Here is a 19,388-nt window from a genome sequence, read left to right as displayed (position 1 = left end):
TTTGTGAGAAAGCCTATAAAATGGGTTATTCAGCTCATTGTTCCGTTGTTAATCTGTTTATTCGGTTTGTCAATTATCGTCAATAAAGCAGAGGCAGAAGGTGGTCCGGTGGATACCGGCTATTTGCTAGATGAAAACTTTTCATTTCTATTTACAGCTCCAAACAACATCTATCAACCTTCTGGATGGGATATTCAGCGAAATGGCGGCAGTGTTACTTATAGTTACAACAACTATATGAAAATCACTGACAACAACGCTACGCTTCCTGTAACATTTTTCCATAAAATACTTGCGCAATCGGCAGGCACAGTAACGCTAGAATACCGGTTCAAACCAACTACAATTATGGATGGTTTGAAATGGCAGCTGCGAAATGACAATACAGCATCCGTGAGTATAGCGACTTACAATAATAATCTGGTGTTGGAAGCGCCTTCAGGCATGCAAGTTCTACAGACCTATGCACCTAATACGGAATACGGTGTGAAGGTTATTGCTAATATCAGCACGGGTAAAGCAGATATTTACGTCAACGGCGCGTTGAAAGCGAGTAATGCGGATTTCACGCAAGCGACTAGTCAAATCAATGGATTCTGGATGCAAACAGGGGAGGCTTCTACCGGAGAAGTCATTGTGACACCAGTTAAAATCTATAAAGGGTATAGCGTGAATGAAACGTTCATTTCAACGATGACGAACGTGCCAATTGATTGGCAGACAGAGAATACGGGCGGCTTAATTGAAGTTGCGGAAAACAAAAGTGCGACACGTCCCGATATTTACAGCTTGAAACTAGATGGGTCCAACTCACTAAACGGGGTTAGTTTCGCTAAATCGATTCCTGTACAAACCGAGGATCAGGTATTCGAATTTAAGATGCTCATTCCGTCCAAAGCAGATGGTTTAACCTTCGAGTTGCAAGGTGATGGAAAAAGCGCTCTGAAGCTAATCACGGCCAATGGAAAATTGAACTATATTAACCGTGGCGGAAAGCCAGTTGCTTTCTATGATTACCAAGCAAACGTATGGTACGCCATTAAAGTTAAGATCACAGAAAAGGATAAGGCGTACATCTACTTGAACGGTAAACTGCTTGTGGATAAAGTTCCGACTACATCCAAAGGTAGTGGTATCTCGCAACTGCGATTCTACTCACCGCCAGGCAGCGGCAAGCTGATGTGGCTGGATGATGTGAAGCTATACGAAGATAGACCGCTTCCGAGTGATTATGTGCCAGCACCAGTTATTCCACAATCCGCAGGCTATGAAGTCGGCGCGCAATCCTGCTCGATGTGGAGAGAAGGCAGCCATTTGGGTTGGGATTCCATTACGCCATACCCAGATCGCAAGCCATATCTGGGCTATTATGATGAAGGAAATCCGGAAACGGCCGATTGGGAAATTAAATGGATGGTCGAACATGGCATCACCTTCGAGAACTATTGCTGGTTCCGACCAAGAGGCAACGAAGGCTTGCCAATTAAAGATCCGTATTTAGGTTATGCCCTGCATGACGGCTATTTGAATGCGAAATACAGCGATAAAATGAAATTCATCATTACTTGGGAGAATTCTAGCTCCTATTCGAAGAACAGTGAAGATTTCCGTACGAATATCGTGCCTTACTGGATTGAGTACTATTTCAAGGATCCACGGTATCTGAAAATTGACAACAAACCGGTCATTTCCATTTATCAATTGAGTGGGATGATAAGGGATTTCGGCAATGTGGCCAATGCCCAAGCCGAAATCAATTATTTGCGATCCGCAGTGCAAGCGGCTGGTTTCAGTGACGTGATTGTCATCACCGTTAGCAGCAGCACGGAAGTTCAGAAGTTAACCGATTTGACTTCAGCAGGATTCGATGCGGCTTATACGTACTCGTTTGGCTCACTGGAGTCGCATGCAGAACTTCAGCAACAGAATATGGTCAAACAGAAAAATCTAGGCATTATTGACATTATACCTACGCTCAGCATGGGCCGAGATGACACGGCATGGAGCAATAAGCCGGGCTATTGGACGACGCCAAGCGAGTTTCAGTCGCTCGCAACGTGGGCGAAAAATACGTTCATTCCTTCCTTGCCTGCTACTAGTTTAGGTAAGAAGGTCGTTATGCTGGACAATTGGAACGAGTATGGGGAAGGCCACTTTCTGATGCCATCTGGCTTGCATGGGTTTGCGTATTTGGATGCTCTTCGAAGCACCTTTACGACTGGAGGGGATCATACTGATAGTGAGCCAACGCTAGCACAAACGAATAGAATCAATGTGCTATTCCCGACAGATCGGCAAATACCGGTCGTATGGCCGCCTTTGCCGCCAGCTCTACCGATTACAACCTTCTATTCTGGCCAATGGGAGTTCAATACGGACGGAAATAGTCAAGGTTGGAGTGCGACGAAGCAAGTTAGTGATCTGACCGTGTCCGGAGGGAAATATTCGGGTATAACGACAGGCACCGATCCAGGTATTGTTTCTGGGGATCATTTGGGAATAGCAGCAGCGGATGCCGCTTATCTCCAAATTGGGATGAGCACAAGCTTAGGAGCGTCAGGACAGATTTATTTTATTACCGAAGCTGATGGTGTCTGGAGCGAGAATAAAGTAACTCGATTCTATGTGGAGAATAGCGGTGAGAATCAGATTGTGTATAACATACCGATGTATCAGGTTACGGGATGGCAAGGGACAATTCGGCAAATTCGGGTAGATATGCTGAATGATCCTGGTTCGTTTAGCATCGATTATATCCGAACTGTGGACCCTGTTGAGGGACTTACAACTCCACCGAATCCAAATCCTGAACCGACATATGGACCGAATTTAGTCGTTGATTCAAGTTTTGAAGACAGCACTACACATTATTCCGGTTACGCCATACAGCAATTACTGATGACGACAGAGCATCATAGCGGAGCTCAAGCCCTGCAAATTACGAAAACGAATAACTATGGCAGCTTCCAAATTCCGCTCCTTATTGCCAAAGGTGATACGTATCATTATTCAGCATGGGCCAAACTTAATCCCAATACAGCATCAGGCAAGGTTCTGCGATTAGGCATCCAGTATAAGCTGGACGGTGTGTTGAAGCAACTCATTATGTTGACCAGTCCCGGCTTAGATTCAACCAGTTGGAAGCAAGTGACAGGCAATTATACGATTAATGAAACAGGAACGGTGACCGATATTGCCCTGTTTATTTACACAGATGCACCTGCACAGCTGGATACGTATTATCTTGATGATGTTGAAGTAAGAAAGGTTTCCTAGTTTGGTTTCTTAGTTCAAAGCGACCGATGCGGCTTCAATCTTCCATTGAAAACGCATCGGTCGAATCAACATCAGATGAGACAGGAACCGTGACCAATGTGGTTGTGCTGATCTATACCGATTTACCGGCACAAACCGATTCTTATTTCCTAGATGATGTCATGGTTAGTAAAGTGAACTGAACAATAATCAGGAGGGAAAAGAGATGAAACAAGAAGAACATTCCACTGTACAAACTGGCATTAAACCAATTCGTGTTGGTATTGCTGGGCTGGGACGGGCCGGATGGAACGCCCATTACGGGGAGTTGAGACATAAGCCCGAGCATTTTATCGTGACGGCAGCGACGGATCCGATTGCTTTACGTCGGCAAATCGCAGAAGAAAACGGGATCCGCACTTATGAGACGATAGAAGAGATGGTGCAAGATCCGGAAATTGAGTTAGTGGATATCGCGACTCGCTCCAGTGACCACTACACCCATGGGATGCTTGCGTTGGCCGCAGGCAAAGATATTCAGATTGAAAAACCATTTGCTCAAACCTATGAGGAAGCGCTTGAACTATGCAAGGCTGCGGAAGCAAGCGGCAGACGTATTTTCATCCGTCATAACCGGCGGTTTGATGCAGACTTCCTGCATGTGAGCGAAATTATCGCGAGTGGCATCCTTGGCGATGTCTATCAAATCCGTCTCACGCGGCATAACTTTCAGCGCCGTGCGGACTGGCAGACGATTAAAGCCTTTGGCGGCGGGCAGCTGTTAAATTGGGGGCCGCACATTATTGATCATGGGCTTCAGCTACTGGAAAGTCCTGTGAAGCATGTGTGGAGCGACCTGAAGCAAGTCGTGGCCGCGGGCGATGCCGAAGATCACTTGAAAATTATTTTGACTGGAGAAAACGGCCGTATTGTTGATTTGGAAATAAGCGGCGGAATCGCGATCAACTCACCTACTTATATGGTGTATGGAACCAAGGGAGCCCTTTCGCTGACCGACAATGACATTCATCTTCGTTATTTGGATCCTGATGTACAGCTTGCCAAATTAGAAGCTAATCCTGGAACACCTGGTGAAGCATTCGGCAAGACGGGTACTTATGAATCCGGCGAACAGTTGGTTTGGATTGAAAAACGAATCCCGATAAAACCGACACAAACCTTCAATATTTGGGATGAGTTGTTTGCTTCCTATAGACGAAATCAACCTTTTCAAATTCGGATGGAGGAAGCGCTTGAAGTTGTTCGGATCATTGAAGAAGTGAAGAAAGGCACAGCTTTTATGTAAACGTTATTCGTACGATTGAGAACTATACCCTACATGATAACAGAGGTGTAACCTATGAATTTGCAGTCCGGCAATGGGTTTGATTATTCATCCGCTTCCTTAGTAACGACGGCTCGCAGTCGTTCTATCTCTCCTGAGAATCCGAATGGTGAGAAAGGGCAAGGCGGGCAAGCAGTGAATCATCTAGGCATCGGCCGAAAAGGACGTCCATGTATTGCAGTTAAGGCAGGTGAAACGGTCACAATAGCCAACATCCAAGGGCCTGGTGTTCTACAGCATTTCTGGGTAACTGTCACGGATAAACTGCACAATCGCGCACAGGAAGGCAGCTATCTGCTGCGGGACTTGGTGCTCCGCATGTATTGGGATGAGGAAGAAGCGCCTTCCGTGGAAACACCGCTGGGAGATTTCTTCTGTAATGGCTTTGGGATTCGTACGAATGTCAACTCATTGCCGATCTCCGTGAATCCAACTGGCGGTATGAACTGCTATTTCGCAATGCCTTTCCGTAAATCCGCTAAGATCACCATTGAGAATCAGCATACGGAAGACATTCATGGATTCTTCTACACATTTAACTACTCACTGGTCGATGAACTCCCTTCGAATGCAGCGTATTTCCATGCACAATGGCGAAGGATGCGCCAAACGGAACTCGGGCAGGACTTCACAATTTTGGATGGTGTAGAAGGGGCTGGGCAGTATATTGGCACCTATCTGGCTTGGGCTGCGCTGGAGCGGAATTGGTGGGGGGAAGGCGAGATCAAGTTCTTTCTAGATGGGGACACCGATTGGCCGACCATTTGTGGAACTGGAACCGAGGATTACGTTGGAGGTGCTTGGTGCTTCGCGGGCGAGACTGAACCTGAGTCGTATTCGACGCCTTTTCTCGGGTACAAATACTACAAGGAATCTACCAAAATAGATCGTGAATATGGGAGTAAGGTTCCCATGCACGGTATGTACCGTTGGCATTTACCGGATCCCATTCGATTCCAAAGCGATCTCAAGGTCACGATCCAAGTGATCGGTCACGATAGCAAGCGGCTTTTTGAACGATCGGATGATATTTCATCGGTGGCCTACTGGTATCAACTAGAGCCTCATGCGGCTTTTCCAACATTACCCACATCTTTACATCGATGGCCAAGATAATGGTATGTGCTGTCCAACCAGAGCAATGAATCTACATTAAAGAACGGACCACGCCGAGGACGGGGTGGTCCGTCCTGATTCAAAGGGGATTGATCAGATGTCTAGTCGGAATCAAATAGGTGAAGCTTTGCTTTTCGTGGGCATGGAGCCCCAACTTCTTCGTTATACACCGCATCAACGTGGCGGTGTAAAGGTGCGGAGTCATTACAACGCAGCACATTCCGATACGATTTGGTTTATAGAAGGTATCGATTTCATCGTTGATTATCAGCAAGGAATGTTGATCAGGACCGAGATGAGCGCTATTCCCGATTGGCGTCAGCATGTGTTATTTGAGAAGAAACGCTTTGATCATCGGGATTATGGGGTCATTACGAATGTACCGTTTACCGTGTATGCGGATTACCTCATAGCTGCTGAATCAGATAGGGAGATCGAGGGCACATCTGTTCCAAGCACGCAAAGTATCACATTTAGTAAACGACTTCTTAACAAGCTAGAAAGTGGAGAGCCCATTGCCTATTTCGTGTTAGGCGATAGCATCTCCATGGGTGCCGAGATGGAGGACTCGCGTCAACCGTTCTATGCGCAATTCATAGAGGGGGTGAAAGTACGATACCCGCAAGCGCGTATTGAAGTCTCAATGGGAGCGATTGGCGGGGAAACGAGCACAAGGGGCTTAGAACGATTAATTAACATGGTTAATCAATCGTCGTTTGATCTGATCTCCATCGGCTATGGCATGAATGATCAGAACCTTAGTGATAACGGTGGTAATGCCGTTTCACTCGATCAGTTTGAGCAAAATATTGCGCGTATGATCGAGCTTGTGCAGGCACATCAAGAGACCGACATCGTGCTGCTAACGCCATGTGTACCGAATCCAGAATGGCGGTATGCCAGCCATAATGTCACTGCCTATGGCGAAGTGATCCGTCGGCTTGCCTGTGAGCGAAGTGTCTGCCTAGCTGATGTGCAGCAACTATGGATGGCCGAGCTTGCAGCTGGTAAAAGTCATGGAAGCTTGCTGACTAATCATATCAATCATCCCAATGCGTATGGACACGGAATTTATGCGCGAGCGTTGACGATGTTAGTGAAATAAGGGGTTGTCCTCCCCGAAATCACATGAATTTGAAGTAAACTACGTAAATTGAAATATACATAGATGCGTATCTATCGTACTGTTCAGGTATAAACCGTTCTTCCACATTCGACGGATCGTTATAGGGGAATTAGCGTTCAATTTACATTGTTAATCGGAGGTAGGTTACTGGCATGAAGAAACTAAAAGTTGGTGTCATCGGGCTTGGTGAGGTTGCTCAGATTATTCATTTGCCCATTCTAGAATCACTTAGCGAATGTTATGAAATAGCTGCGGTATGTGATATATCACCTAGCTTAGTACAGTGGGCAGGAACAAGGTACGGTGTTAACCAGCAGTATACGGATGCACTGCAGCTCGTTAAGCAGTCAGATCTTGACGCTGTCATTATCCTAAATAGCAATGAGTACCATGCGGCATGTGCGATTGCTGCAATGAAGCAGAAGAAGCATGTGTTTATTGAAAAACCGATGACGATGACCCAGCAAGAGGCAGACTCCATTATTGAAGCACGAGATGAATACGGCGTGAAAGTGATGGTCGGCTATATGCGCCGATATGCTCCTGCATTTACACAGGCTGTCAGCGCTGTTAAAGAGATGGGACCGATTCAATATGCAGTAATTCGAGGCATTATAGGCATGAACCATTTTTTCACCAATCAAACAAGTAAAGTAGTTCGCTTTACGGATATTCCCGCTGAAGCAGCAGTAGAACGTAGGACTATTCAGCAAAGATTGCTGAAGCAAGCAATTGGTGAGGTTCCGCAGGAGATATATAATGCCTATTCCTTGCTGCTTGGCTTAGGTTCTCATGATATTTCGGCTATGCGAGAGCTCATTGGGGTTCCGAATCGCGTCGTTTCGGCCGTGCAATGGCAAAATGGTTCTTGTATGGCAGCTACATTTGAATACGATGGTTTCTACGCTACTTATGAAACAGGTCTTGATCAGAACCGACGCTTCGATGCACACATTGAGGTGTTTGGATCCACGAAGCAGTTGAAAGTACAGTACAACACACCCTATATTCGACATTTGCCGACGACCTTACATGTAGGTGAAACGGTAGGAGAAGCTTACGAAGAGCGGGTTCATCGGCCAACTTTCAAAGATCCCTACACCATTGAATTGGAATACTTCCATGATGCCATCACGCAAGATAAGAACCTGAAGACGACACCGGAAGACTATAAGCAGGATTTGAGGATTTTTAAAATGATGGTTGATCAAATGCTGATCACCTATAAGGCGCAGTGACAATTGTGTAATTTCATGGCATTAAGCAGAGGAGAATAGTTGCATATGACGGTCATCGCAAAGCGAAAAAAGGAATTAGAGAACTATCGAACACAACCGACGTTGGATGCGGCAACGATCGATGCCTACTGGGATCATAAGTTGGAACTACTCGGAAAGCTCCCACTCCGTATTCAAAGAGAGAAGCATCCCTCTATGTTTCCCGCTGTGAAGGTGGATAAACTTACGTATCTCGGTCATGACGGGACACCGATTCATGCCTGGTTTCTTGTTCCTGAGTTGAGCAGGCTTGATTCGGAGAAATCGCCTTGTGTCATTATTTTCCCCGGTTATGGCGGGGATAAAGGATTGCCAGAACGCCATGCCACTTGGCTCCTGCTTGGTTATGCTGTACTAGCAATTGATGCTAGAGGTCAAACCGGGGAAACAGGCAACCATATGCAAGATCAGTGGGGCTCCTCTCACGGCTGGGTGTCGAGGAACGTATTGGATAAAGAGAATAGTTATTACATGGGGCTAGCTTTGGATGTAGTCAGAGCGGCTGAAGTTGCCTATCTACAACCTGAAATTGATACGAATCGGATCGCTGCAGTCGGCACGAGTCAAGGAGGCGGGATGGCCTTGCTGGCTGGTGCGCTCAGCCAGAAAGTTAACGCTGTAGCCGCCAGTATCCCGAATATGTGCCACTTGGAGTATGGGGTTTTGAACTCTACAGGCTCACTATCGGAAATCGCCAATTTCGTCAAACGGCACCCTGAAAAACTTGAAGGGGTGTTAGCGACGTTGTCCTATTTTGACATCGTAAATCTGGCTCACCGCATTCAAGTTCCCGTGCTAATGTCCGTTGGGTGGAAGGATATGATTTGCATGCCAGATACGGTCTATGCAGCATATAATCGGCTGTCTTGTCCGAAACGCATCTACGATTATCCTTTCTCTGGTCATGAAACGGGGGAAGAACATCATCGAAGGGTTCATCTATTCATTCAAGAGTGCTTTGGACAGGGGAGCGCATCTTCGAGATCTGTAATTTAACCAAAGGGTGGTAAGGAAAATGAGTGATCCATTCATGAGAAAAAAAGCGCGTGTCGGTGTTATGACGGTAGGTCATGAGCCATATTGGGCGCAATTCCCCGGATTGAAGGAAGAATTGGAAGGGTACGGACGTGAATTCGAGGTAATGCTGCGCAACAATGATGTGGAGGTTATTTCGGCTGGGTTCGTCGATAACGTGGATAAGGCATTTGCCGCAACGAAGTATTTGAAGCGTCAGGGAGTCGACTTTCTCTTCAGTTTCTTGAGTACGTATGTGACTTCAGCTACAGCAGCGACGCCGATTCTCAATTTATCCGTGCCTACGGTATTGGTAGCGCTTCAACCGCGCAGCAGGCTTGACTATCGCAATACGACGACGTATATGCAGCTTGCCAACGACAATATATGCTCCTTGCCGGAAATTGGCGGTGTACTCGTTCGCGCAGGTAAGCCTGCGGCTGGGATGATCGTTGGCAAGCTTTACGATGATGAGCGAGCTGTTCGTGAGTTGCGGGCCTGGTGTCAAGCAGCGAATGCGTGCAGAGCTTTTAAGTATGCCAAAATCGGATATCTAGGGCATACCTATGAGGGTATGTATGATATGAATTCCGATCCAACGGCGTTTACGGCATCCTTCGGCAGTCACGTTCAGATGCTCGAAATGTGTGATTTGGCCAAACGCGTGAATGCCGCTACAGAGGGTGAAATTGCTAATAAACTCGAGGAAATTCATAGCGTGTTTAAGCTTTCCGATCCCTTTATCGACCCGATCACACGTCCGATAAAACCTGAAGACCTCTCCTGGTCAGCGAAAGTAGCTGTCGGGTTAGATCGCCTCGTTGCGGATTTTGGCTTAACGGGACTAGCCTATTATTATCGCGGACTCGACAATAATGAGTATGAGCGAATCGGCTCGGGCATGGTGTTGGGGAATTCGCTGCTAACAGGGAAAGGCATCCCCCTTGCAGGCGAAGCCGATCTCAAAACGTGCGCCGCCATGCTCATCATGGATCGCCTCGATGCTGGAGGTTCCTTCGCGGAGCTGCATCCGTGCGATTTCGACGATGACATCGTCCTTGTCGGGCATGATGGCCCGCACAATATTAAGATCAGCGACAGTCGCCCGATTATTCGCGGATTGGATCTGTTTCATGGCAAGAGCGGCTCAGGCATTGGCGTTGAATTCAGCATTCAAGCGGGGCCGGTTACCCTGTTAGGGATTTCACAAACGGCTGATGGGCGTTTCAAAATGATCGCCACCGAAGGTGAATCGATTAAGGGGGCAATCCCGCAGACCGGTAATACGAATACGCGTTGCAAGTTCCCATATACCATTGCCGAATTCGTTGAGCGATGGTGTTCGGCCGGTCCTACGCATCATTTTGCCCTAGGCGTTGGCCATGTCAGCGGTCAAATTCGCCGAGTTGCACAAATGATGGGGATCGAATTAGAGATTGTCTGAGGAGGCATGGGAAATGAAACACGTTAGAACGAGCGGGAAGCCACTGCGGCGGTCAACGCTTGAAATGAGCTTGAAGCCTTTCAAAAGTCTAGAGCAAGATGCGATAGATCGCGTATGTACGGAAGCCATCCGGCAATGGATGCCATTGATTGAGATGGGGGAAACGGCATCCGTCCTATTATGGGTTTCCGATGGGAGTGAAATCCTGACGTGGAACGCTGACGAGAAGGCGGAGATCGAGTGGGGGCGTTACATTGGGTTCGCGAATGAGGAATGCTTCAGCTATGTGCAGGGTAAGTCCGATCCTCGCATCGCACGTCCCTATATCGAAGATCCTGTCCGCATGACATATGGAGACTTGAAACGAATTGTTTCTTCTTTTAAAAGAGTTGCTGCAGATACGTTCGGTGTTTCCATGGAGGTTGGCGCTACGTTCGATGCGGGTCCTGAATTTGCTTATTCGGATTTCAAATATAAGCTGCATCCTGAGATTAATAAAGCAGATATCGGCGGCAAATTCGTGTCATTGAAAGCGGATTATACGGTCATTTGTACGTGGTCGAAGCTAAAAGGGGACTCTGTGGCTTACGCTAGTTATCCAGATGGTATTCCTGATGAGACCCCCTTCGGCGAGTTTCTCGGCAAACAATGCGCAAGCTTCTTACCAGCGCTGGGCTTCGATTATATCTGGTTCTCGAATGGATTTGCGGTATCGTATTTCCCTTGGACGTATTTAGGCGCTAATTACAACGGGAAAGAACTGCCACTCGCCGATTATCATGAGTTGACGGAGAAGGTCATGTCTTTTTGGGATCTGTTCAAAAAGGAATGCCCTGATGTTCGCACCGAAATACGCGGTACGAACTTTGGTACAGCCATGGATTTGGCAAAGGACTATATCCCTATGCAGAAGTTATACGACAAGAAATACATTGAATTTCCCCCGCCGAACTCACCTTGGGGTGCGCTGAACTATGATTTCGGCTTGGAAATAACAGGCTATCTGTCACGCATTGCGGAGCTCCCAGGCGACGTGTACCCGTTCCGATTTTATGCGAATGATCCGTGGTTCTGGCAAAATCCTTGGTGGGATCTCTATGATCGAGAGCCGCACGACATTTATGTCCCGTTATCCGTGGCGCGTGTGAATAAGCTGGGCGAGTTAGAATCGCCAGGTATTATTGAAATATTGACCATTGATACGGAAAAAGGTGAGTTGAACGCGGAATGTCCAGCGGAAGTTATCCCGCATCTGCGAAAGGCGCTTCAAGATGCACCGGATCAACCTGGTTTGCTTACTTGGTTGTATCCATTTCGAGAATTGCATGAGGCTGTTGAGGTATCTAATGAAGCGTCAGGGGATGTGTTTTTCCACGACTGGTTTATCCGCAATGCAATTAATCAAGGACTTCCGGTAAATACCGTAATAAGTACGGATCAGTTTTTTGCTATGTCGGATATGGCGTTTAATACGCTGAATGATACCGTGTTACTCGTGGCGACATCCTGGTTGTCGGGGGAGAAAGCGCGTCGCATTGCTAACTATGTGCAAAGTGGCGGCAACGTTATCCTTTATGGGGCCGTAAAAGAGCCTATACTGTTGGAACTTCTGCATTTGGCTGTAGTGGATGGCATTGAAGGTGACGTAGAGATAACAGCTTTATTAGAAGAGGACCGTGTTGAGGGGACTATGGGCATTCGTCAATTACGTCATCAGGGTATGATAGCCGGAGGTGGCTTAGCTGAAAAAGTACGGGGAGAGGATGGTCATACTCACCTTTGTGCAGTCGTTAAACAAGGCGAGGAAGAGCGCGCATTTGCCTTAACGCGTTCCAAGCCGGATTGGCATGGCGGAAAAGTTGGCTGGGTACGCGGATCATTGCCGTTCCTGGGTCAAGACATTACACATCTGCCTGTACGGCAAGGGGAGGAATGGGCTGATACTGGGATTTTTCTGCGGTATCTACAACAGGACTTCGGCTATACGATTCTTCAGGAAAAACGAGCATCTGATTCGCCATCTGCCCTATTCTTCGTGACCCGTCATCAGAACGGGTATCTGTTTAATGGCTGCAAACAGGATACGTCGGTTCAGCTTCGTCTGCAATTTCCTGATGGCTCACCAATACTCATTGGTGAATCCACAATTGTTGGCGGCGATGAGAAGACAGCCTTGTACTCGCTCAATCGTACCTTCCATGAGGAATGCCGCGTATTCGTCAAGCAGGAGGAACGTTCGCGAGTTTCCTGTAGGGAGCACGCAGCTTCGCCAACACGGAAGAAGCAAGCGGAGCGTGAGATTGCTGTTTCTGGCTTGAAGCAAGCTTCGGTTACCATTTATCCTCCATTGAAAGCGTTGGAGGAGAATCGTGTTGAAGTTAAGCTAAATGGAATTACTTATTTGGATTTGAACGGTACGAGGGTCGGGCATACAATCCGTTTAACGGAGATGACGGGAATGATCGAAATTTCCTGGTAAGTAACCATGTAGATGCATACTGACAGACAAACAAAGCAGGCGCCGAGGCGACCTGCTTTGTTTGTCGAGATATGGAGTTAGGATCTTGTAGGTTACGAGGATCGCAGCTTTACTGTGAATAAATTCTGTATGACAAAAAAGAGTAGGATTTACATGCAACAAATATCTGATTATCTGTTTAGGGATCTCTGATTTTATTGGTATTTCACTTAGGGATTGTAGGAAAATATTGGATTGTATATAAATACATATTAACGTATAATTATGCATTATGTGTACGGAGGAATATGCGATGAAAGTATTTGTAGATGGCCAGTACGGGACGACAGGATTAAAAATTCACGAAAGACTTAACCAAAGAAGCGACATGGAACTTTTATCGATTTCGGAGGAACATAAGAAGGATCCCGAGGTCCGAATAGCTTTAATGAATGAAGCAGATATTGTATTCCTATGCCTGCCAGATCAAGCTGCTCGTGAGGCACTACCACTTATTACGAATCCTAATACACGAATTATAGATAGTAGTACCGCTTTTCGTACCCATGCTGCGTGGACTTATGGTTTACCAGAATTATCGTCATTACAAAGGGGTGAGATAGCTAACTCTGCACGTGTGTCAGTCCCTGGCTGCCATGCTACTGCCTTTATTCTTGCTATTAATCCACTTGTGCAAATGGGTATCCTTCCACGTAGTTATCCGGTTTGTTGCAATTCTTTAACGGGTTACAGTGGTGGGGGCAAGGCATTAATTGAACAATATGAGAAAAGCCCTATTCGTGATGTAAACCACAGCCTAAGTAGTCACACTCAGCATTATAGTTTAAGCTTAGATCATAAGCATTTACCTGAAATGAAGAAGTTTACAGATCTTGAGTTCCCACCAGTTTTCCTTCCGACTGTCTGCAATTTTTATAATGGGATGGTTGTGACAGTTCCTCTTGTTACTCGATTACTTAATAATCAGCCTAGTCTTCAGGAAATTCATGCTATCCTCACAGATTATTACCAAGGTGAAACGTTTGTAAGCGTCATCCCGCTTAATGATACGAAGGGAAATACCCAGAATGCTCTTGATCCTACTCTTTGCAACGGAACTAATCATTCTGAGATTTTTGTGCTTGGGAATGACGATCAAGTCCTTGTTGCGTGCCGACTAGACAACCTCGGGAAGGGGTCATCGGGAGCAGCAATTCAATGTATGAATATCATGTTGGGACTTGATGAAGGGACGGGGCTTTTCTCGTAAAAGATCGCATTACATGCTGAACTAGTTTTATCACTGAATAAAAAAATGGAAGCAGTCGGCCAAAAGGTACGGCTTCTTTTTCGTTGAGTAAGGAAAGAAATGTTAAATAAAAGAAATTTTTCTGTATTCAAAAAAGAAGGCATCCTGTAAAATCCAGGTAGATCATACAATTATGGATAAAGGGGATGCCATTTATTTTTAAAAAAACACCCGATATAACCAGACTCAAAGAAAACTACGAGAGAGAACAGGTACGCTTTATATTCGATTCCATTTCTGAAGGAAATACAACGGCTGAAAACTTCATAGATGTTAATCTACAACAATCGACGATATCATTAGTGTGGGATAAGGGTCATTGTTTCTATATCGGTGGAACATCGCAATTAGCTAGTGATTATTTAAGTGCAGGCAAGTTTCTAGCTGAAAAGTTCCAAAACGAAAAGTTCCACGTTGCCAAAGTATACTTTCATTCCTATGAGTGGGAAATTGCTTTAAAGGATGCTTTGAGTAGCTTTTCTCCAAAAATTCTAAAAAGATCACTGTTTAAACATGATTTAAGAAGTATTCCCTCGCATGCAATGGCTTCTAACATTACATTTAGGAGAATAGACAAGAGTATCATCGAAGGTGCACTGTTAACAAACATACAACAAATGAAGGACGAAATAATAGGGATGTGGGGAACAATAGACGACTTCCTTGAAAAAGGTTTCGGATATTGTGCAATCACAAATGAAAGCGTTGTTTGTTGGTGCACATCGGAGTATGTAAGCAGACAAAGTTGTGGCATTGGTATTGAGACCGTTTCCGACTATCAAAATAAAGGGATTGCTACAGAGACTCTTCACTATTTTATAGATACATGCAGAGAATTTAATAAAATACCCTATTGGGACTGTTGGAGTCATAATATCCCATCGATTAAAGTGGCAGAGAAACAGGGATTCACCAAAGTTCTTGACTATCCTGTTTTATTTATAGCAAAGAAATAAGTAAGTGTTATTAAGTTCACTAGGAGGAATTGTCCGCATGAAATCAACTCAGTTTAGTCTAATTATAAGTTCAATAATCATATCTATTTCATTTGTAATCGGGTGTAGTTTAATTAAACAAGAATCAACCATACAAACGAATGCCCCGCGTGATACTGTGAATGAGAATAAGTTATTACTGAGCGTGAAAGAAACCGCAGAATATTTAAATTTATCTGAAGAGCAGGTTAAGAAAATTATTAACTTTGAAGAGACGGCACTTAAGCAATCGGGAACCTATACAGGAATGAGGATGCCTATTATTAAGATTAATAATGAAATATTTTTTAGCAAAGAAGATTTAAAGAATTGGGTTAAGGAATCAACACAACTAGGAAAAGAATATTGAAGTCTTCTGCATAAATGAATGGAGAGTGTTTTATATTGAAGCGATTCATTAAAATACTGGGAATTATCTGTAGCGTAATAACGGTTATACTCGCACTATCTATATTTATGAACAAAGGCTACCAACCATTGAAGCTTTCATGGATGACCGTTGCAATGTGTTGTTCTTTGATATTTAATGGGGGAGCTGCGTACTTAATAAAGCAGGATAACAAGGGATTTTTTTCTGCTGTAGTTGGAATTATTTTATTAATTTACGTGAGCATTGTACTCCCTTTTTAGATAACCTAAGGTTTAATCATGTTTTTGAACTTAAACCGATCATGAATAGTCCATATATTTGAATGAAAAGAGGAGGGGAGAGGATATAGCGGTGGAGACATATTGGAATCACAATACGGCATTTCACGAAGAGTTAGTCGCGGATGCAAAGTTGCGTGGAGGACGAGTACTCGACATTGGGTGTGGGGACGGATTACTAATCCAACACCTCGCGCCTTTCGCTCAACAGGTTGTCGGCATCGACCCTGATCCGAAAGCTATTTCTCTCGCGCAAGCACGGCTTGCTGCAACGTCAAATGTGTCACTTGTCAACGGTGACTTCCTCGCCATGCCTGTTCCTTCTCAAGAAGAACGTTATGCTACGGTCATCTGTGTAGCAACTTTGCACCATATGGAATTGAGACGCGCATTGCTACAAATGAGGCAAGTGCTTGCACCAGGCGGACGGCTTCTTATCGTTGGATTAGCAGCGGACAAGTCACTTATGGACCTTACCATCTCGGGACTCCTTCTTCTCCCAATTCGTGTCATGGACCGAGTTCATGGCGGGATGCAAAATCCTGCTGTACGGATTGCAGATCCTAAAGAGTCATTCAGTGAGATTCGTCAAGTGGCACATGAAGTGCTTCCAGGTGCAAATATAAGACGCCGTTTCTATTACCGTTACTTTATTTCTTGGAACAAACCGTTGGATAACCAATAATGAGAAAAGCCTCTCCATATACGGAAAGGCTTTTGTGTATGTGTAGATAATAGGATACCGGTGAAAGCTTATACATAATTGCGGATCAAATCAGCCAGTTCACCGGCTATAAAGCTAGTTCCGGAAGCTAGTTCATTGTGATCAAAACGTACTCTTACAAAACTTTCATCCGTACCGGTAGCTTCGGCAAATATGCCGGATAAGCCGCGGGCTTTGCGATCGATCTGAAGCAGTAAGTCGACGCCATCTTCGTCGGGGAAGAAGATGATTTCCAATTCATCCAGTTGACCACGGAATTGCGAGGTGGGGACGAATTCGAATTCTTGAACGAATGGCAATCCATTCTCTCTGCCGATTGTTGGCGCGTATTCACACGTCACCTCACGAAGTCGGAATCCAAGTTGAGTGATCGCCTCCAGTATAATCGCGGAATGTTGGTGAGGTCCTACTTGAAGCTGATCCTGGTCCTTCGGATCAACCGCTTCTTTAATATCAAGTCCGGTCTGAATCCAAACAGGCGTTCTTCCCATCGTCGCAGGTGTAATGGCAGGAAGCTGGAAGGAGACAGGGAATTCATATAGTTGCTCAGCCTCAACTGTAAATTTACCGGCAAGCTGGAATTTAGCCACGGCAGTTTCCACATGCGTTTTAGTATCGTTTTGTTCCTTTAAGTAACGTGTCATCACGAAGGCATATACATCATCGATCTGCTGATCTACTCGGCCCCCCTGAATACGGACAACGCCGCTGATCATATCCCCCGCATTTACCTCATCTTGATGGAGCATGAGATCTACTTGAGCCGCGCCGATTCCGACACTAGCGAGCATTCGTTTGAACATAGTCATGTGTAAATTTCCTCCTTGATATGTGCCTATTCACTGATACGATGTGAAGCCCAAGAGGTTTCACTTCATAGAAAAAAAACGATTAAAACCGTCAACTTGGACAAAGCTGCATTTCGGTGAATAAGCAGTTCTTGAAATTCGGCAGCCTCAAAAAAAAAGACGTGTTTCCACGTCTATAATCCTTACTGCTTCTTGTAGAAGAAGCGAGATAACAGTAGACCGATGAACCCAAGTCCGATAAATAAAACGGCTTTGATGGTCAGGGAGACATTTGGCAAGTCCATGTAAATGACCTTCATCAGAGTGAGGAACAACAAGGCTATACCAGCAAGTCTAATTTGTTTAACTGCCTTCTTCAGACCGTAAGCAATCACACCAATTGCGTAAGCTACCCACGCCGTCGAGACAAGTAGATGCTGTATATTTGTACTTACATCGTGTGCCAATGTTCTTGTGACTTCCGTAATGAAATACAAGAACAAAACACCAAGTCCGTATTTTAGAATAACTAAGGTGTTCTTGAAAGTTAGGTCTGGTCCGAAATGGGAAATGATTTTGATCATAGATATCAATGTTCCTAATAACAATAGCCATAGTAACATTTCAACAGAAATGATATTTCTCATACCCTCAAAGAGGATATTGAATGACAAACCAAAAGCGAGTACATAGATAATGACTCCGTTAATTTTTTGCAATAACGATTTAACTACGAAACCAAGTAACAACGCAATAATTCCCTCAATCAGCAAGAAACCGGGTAAAGCATCCGAGTTAAGGAAGTTCGCCGCGTAGAATAATAAAGCATAAGAGGCAACTGTCATTGTAAACGGCAGCTTCTCTTGTGCATTTCGCCTGAACCAGTAGGAGAGCGCGGCATAGGTAATACATGTGCAACCCATTACGACATTGAATATGGCGTCTGTGTAAGCTACTTTAAACCAAATAGCAGTGAACGCAAAGCTCGGAATCAGCAATCTATGTTGGTGGGGCTTCAAAGGGCTTTTCAAACATACAGAGGTTAGTAAAGCTAATTGTTGCACTATTACCCCAATGGCTGCAATCTTCGTATCCCCTTTAGCACTAATGCCAAATAACAACATGGCTAATGGGAGCAAACCGAACGAAACATAAAATAAGCCAACAAATTTATTTCTAAGCGCATACATCATAAAGCTTACATACAAGATCGTCTCGTAGCTTACAAAAAATACGGATGAAGGATAGTCACTATCCAATAAGAAAGGCGTCAACACGCCTGCGGCACTTGCTAAGATTGCTAATGCTTGAGATTGTAGCTTGTGTGAAAACCATATTCCCAATACGACTCCTAACACATTGAGTGAAAACGCAACCGGTGCTTGTATGAGATGATACAAATGATGACTTGCAAAAGTGGTTAGCATGAACAATCCGATTGAACCGCCTAATAAAACCTGTGAGAGTAAAGGCCGATTGGCCTTGTGTTGTTGGAAACCGAGGATGACAAAGGCACCACCAACTAAATAACCAATTGCGCAACGCAAGCGCTCTGTTATAAATCCACTATCTACCGCCGCTTTAAATCCCCAGACGATACCAATGAGGAGTACAAACATAAAAACTCTTGGCAGCCATACCCGTGCAATAAGGTGTTCCCAGTCTGTTGCTTCTTTCAGTACTTCTTGTTTTGGCGGTGCAATCTGCTGAACTGGACCCGGCATCCTGCTTTTAAATGCTGTTGGTGAACGTTGCTTTAATAGTGCGATTTCTTTCTCGAGCTCGATAACTCTCTTCTCTAACTCCTCAAATCGATTATGAATGTCCAAGAACAAACCACCTCTAATACGATCAAAGGTTTTATATATTCAAGGTATCACGTAATAATC

At 45.0% G+C, this 19,388-nt stretch carries 15 protein-coding genes; 13 read left to right on the top strand and 2 right to left on the bottom strand.

What is annotated here, in order from left to right:
• The first annotated feature begins 3 nt into the window (after positions 1 to 3).
• From AC58QG_RS05285 to AC58QG_RS05225, 13 genes are all read left to right on the top strand, one after another.
• Positions 4 to 3,276 (top strand): glycoside hydrolase family 99-like domain-containing protein, encoded by a 3,273-nt coding sequence (locus AC58QG_RS05285; RefSeq protein WP_497361052.1) that lies wholly within the window; start codon positions 4 to 6, stop codon positions 3,274 to 3,276.
• A gap of 26 nt (positions 3,277 to 3,302) precedes the next feature.
• Entirely contained in the window at positions 3,303 to 3,458 is a 156-nt protein-coding gene (locus AC58QG_RS05280) for a hypothetical protein (RefSeq protein WP_497361051.1), read from the top strand.
• A 23-nt stretch (positions 3,459 to 3,481) separates the two neighbouring features.
• Complete coding sequence (locus AC58QG_RS05275) at positions 3,482 to 4,561, top strand: Gfo/Idh/MocA family protein (protein WP_497361050.1); 1,080 nt, start codon at positions 3,482 to 3,484, stop codon at positions 4,559 to 4,561.
• 54 nt (positions 4,562 to 4,615) lie between these two features.
• On the top strand, positions 4,616 to 5,716 hold the full coding sequence (locus AC58QG_RS05270; RefSeq protein ID WP_497361049.1) for a glycoside hydrolase family 172 protein: 1,101 nt from the start codon (positions 4,616 to 4,618) through the stop codon (positions 5,714 to 5,716).
• Positions 5,717 to 5,813: 97 nt separating this feature from the next.
• Complete coding sequence (locus AC58QG_RS05265) at positions 5,814 to 6,821, top strand: SGNH/GDSL hydrolase family protein (protein WP_497361048.1); 1,008 nt, start codon at positions 5,814 to 5,816, stop codon at positions 6,819 to 6,821.
• Between the two features lie 173 nt (positions 6,822 to 6,994).
• Positions 6,995 to 8,080, top strand: a complete 1,086-nt coding sequence (locus tag AC58QG_RS05260; protein ID WP_497361047.1) for a Gfo/Idh/MocA family protein — start codon at positions 6,995 to 6,997, stop codon at positions 8,078 to 8,080.
• Between the two features lie 45 nt (positions 8,081 to 8,125).
• Positions 8,126 to 9,115 (top strand): acetylxylan esterase, encoded by a 990-nt coding sequence (locus tag AC58QG_RS05255; protein ID WP_497361046.1) that lies wholly within the window; start codon positions 8,126 to 8,128, stop codon positions 9,113 to 9,115.
• Positions 9,116 to 9,149: 34 nt separating this feature from the next.
• Positions 9,150 to 10,577: an L-arabinose isomerase family protein gene (locus AC58QG_RS05250; RefSeq protein ID WP_497361045.1), complete on the top strand. Its 1,428-nt coding sequence runs from the start codon at positions 9,150 to 9,152 to the stop codon at positions 10,575 to 10,577.
• Positions 10,578 to 10,590: 13 nt separating this feature from the next.
• Complete coding sequence (locus tag AC58QG_RS05245) at positions 10,591 to 13,056, top strand: hypothetical protein (protein ID WP_497361044.1); 2,466 nt, start codon at positions 10,591 to 10,593, stop codon at positions 13,054 to 13,056.
• Between the two features lie 292 nt (positions 13,057 to 13,348).
• Entirely contained in the window at positions 13,349 to 14,305 is a 957-nt protein-coding gene (gene argC, locus AC58QG_RS05240) for an N-acetyl-gamma-glutamyl-phosphate reductase (RefSeq protein ID WP_497361043.1), read from the top strand.
• A 185-nt stretch (positions 14,306 to 14,490) separates the two neighbouring features.
• On the top strand, positions 14,491 to 15,300 hold the full coding sequence (locus AC58QG_RS05235) for a GNAT family N-acetyltransferase (protein WP_497361042.1): 810 nt from the start codon (positions 14,491 to 14,493) through the stop codon (positions 15,298 to 15,300).
• A gap of 37 nt (positions 15,301 to 15,337) precedes the next feature.
• The gene (locus AC58QG_RS05230) at positions 15,338 to 15,688 is read left to right on the top strand and encodes a helix-turn-helix domain-containing protein (RefSeq protein WP_497361041.1); all 351 of its coding nucleotides are present in this window, start codon (positions 15,338 to 15,340) and stop codon (positions 15,686 to 15,688) included.
• Between the two features lie 372 nt (positions 15,689 to 16,060).
• Positions 16,061 to 16,672 carry a class I SAM-dependent methyltransferase gene (locus tag AC58QG_RS05225; RefSeq protein ID WP_497361040.1) on the top strand — a complete coding sequence of 204 codons (612 nt, stop codon included), beginning with the start codon at positions 16,061 to 16,063 and terminating at the stop codon, positions 16,670 to 16,672.
• A gap of 68 nt (positions 16,673 to 16,740) precedes the next feature.
• Here the strand turns inward: AC58QG_RS05225 and AC58QG_RS05220 are convergent, their stop codons facing one another.
• Entirely contained in the window at positions 16,741 to 17,520 is a 780-nt protein-coding gene (locus AC58QG_RS05220; protein ID WP_497361039.1) for a sporulation protein, read from the bottom strand.
• A gap of 182 nt (positions 17,521 to 17,702) precedes the next feature.
• Positions 17,703 to 19,328, bottom strand: a complete 1,626-nt coding sequence (locus tag AC58QG_RS05215; RefSeq protein ID WP_497361038.1) for a DUF2339 domain-containing protein — start codon at positions 19,326 to 19,328, stop codon at positions 17,703 to 17,705.
• Between the last annotated feature and the right edge of the window lie 60 nt (positions 19,329 to 19,388).

It is taken from the genome of Paenibacillus sp. J22P169 (genome assembly GCF_059691995.1).
Note: the sequence above shows the minus strand (reverse complement) of the source record. Positions and strands in the feature narration are given on the sequence as shown.

Coding starts and splice junctions, on each gene's coding strand:
- AC58QG_RS05230 (WP_497361041.1), top strand. CDS start 15,338: ATGAAATCAACTCAGTTTAGTCTAATTATAAGTTCAATAATCATATCT.
- AC58QG_RS05250 (WP_497361045.1), top strand. CDS start 9,150: ATGAGAAAAAAAGCGCGTGTCGGTGTTATGACGGTAGGTCATGAGCCA.
- AC58QG_RS05265 (WP_497361048.1), top strand. CDS start 5,814: ATGTCTAGTCGGAATCAAATAGGTGAAGCTTTGCTTTTCGTGGGCATG.
- AC58QG_RS05220 (WP_497361039.1), bottom strand. CDS start 17,520: ATGACTATGTTCAAACGAATGCTCGCTAGTGTCGGAATCGGCGCGGCT.
- AC58QG_RS05275 (WP_497361050.1), top strand. CDS start 3,482: ATGAAACAAGAAGAACATTCCACTGTACAAACTGGCATTAAACCAATT.
- AC58QG_RS05260 (WP_497361047.1), top strand. CDS start 6,995: ATGAAGAAACTAAAAGTTGGTGTCATCGGGCTTGGTGAGGTTGCTCAG.
- AC58QG_RS05270 (WP_497361049.1), top strand. CDS start 4,616: ATGAATTTGCAGTCCGGCAATGGGTTTGATTATTCATCCGCTTCCTTA.
- AC58QG_RS05235 (WP_497361042.1), top strand. CDS start 14,491: ATGCCATTTATTTTTAAAAAAACACCCGATATAACCAGACTCAAAGAA.
- AC58QG_RS05245 (WP_497361044.1), top strand. CDS start 10,591: ATGAAACACGTTAGAACGAGCGGGAAGCCACTGCGGCGGTCAACGCTT.
- AC58QG_RS05280 (WP_497361051.1), top strand. CDS start 3,303: ATGCGGCTTCAATCTTCCATTGAAAACGCATCGGTCGAATCAACATCA.
- AC58QG_RS05255 (WP_497361046.1), top strand. CDS start 8,126: ATGACGGTCATCGCAAAGCGAAAAAAGGAATTAGAGAACTATCGAACA.
- argC (WP_497361043.1), top strand. CDS start 13,349: ATGAAAGTATTTGTAGATGGCCAGTACGGGACGACAGGATTAAAAATT.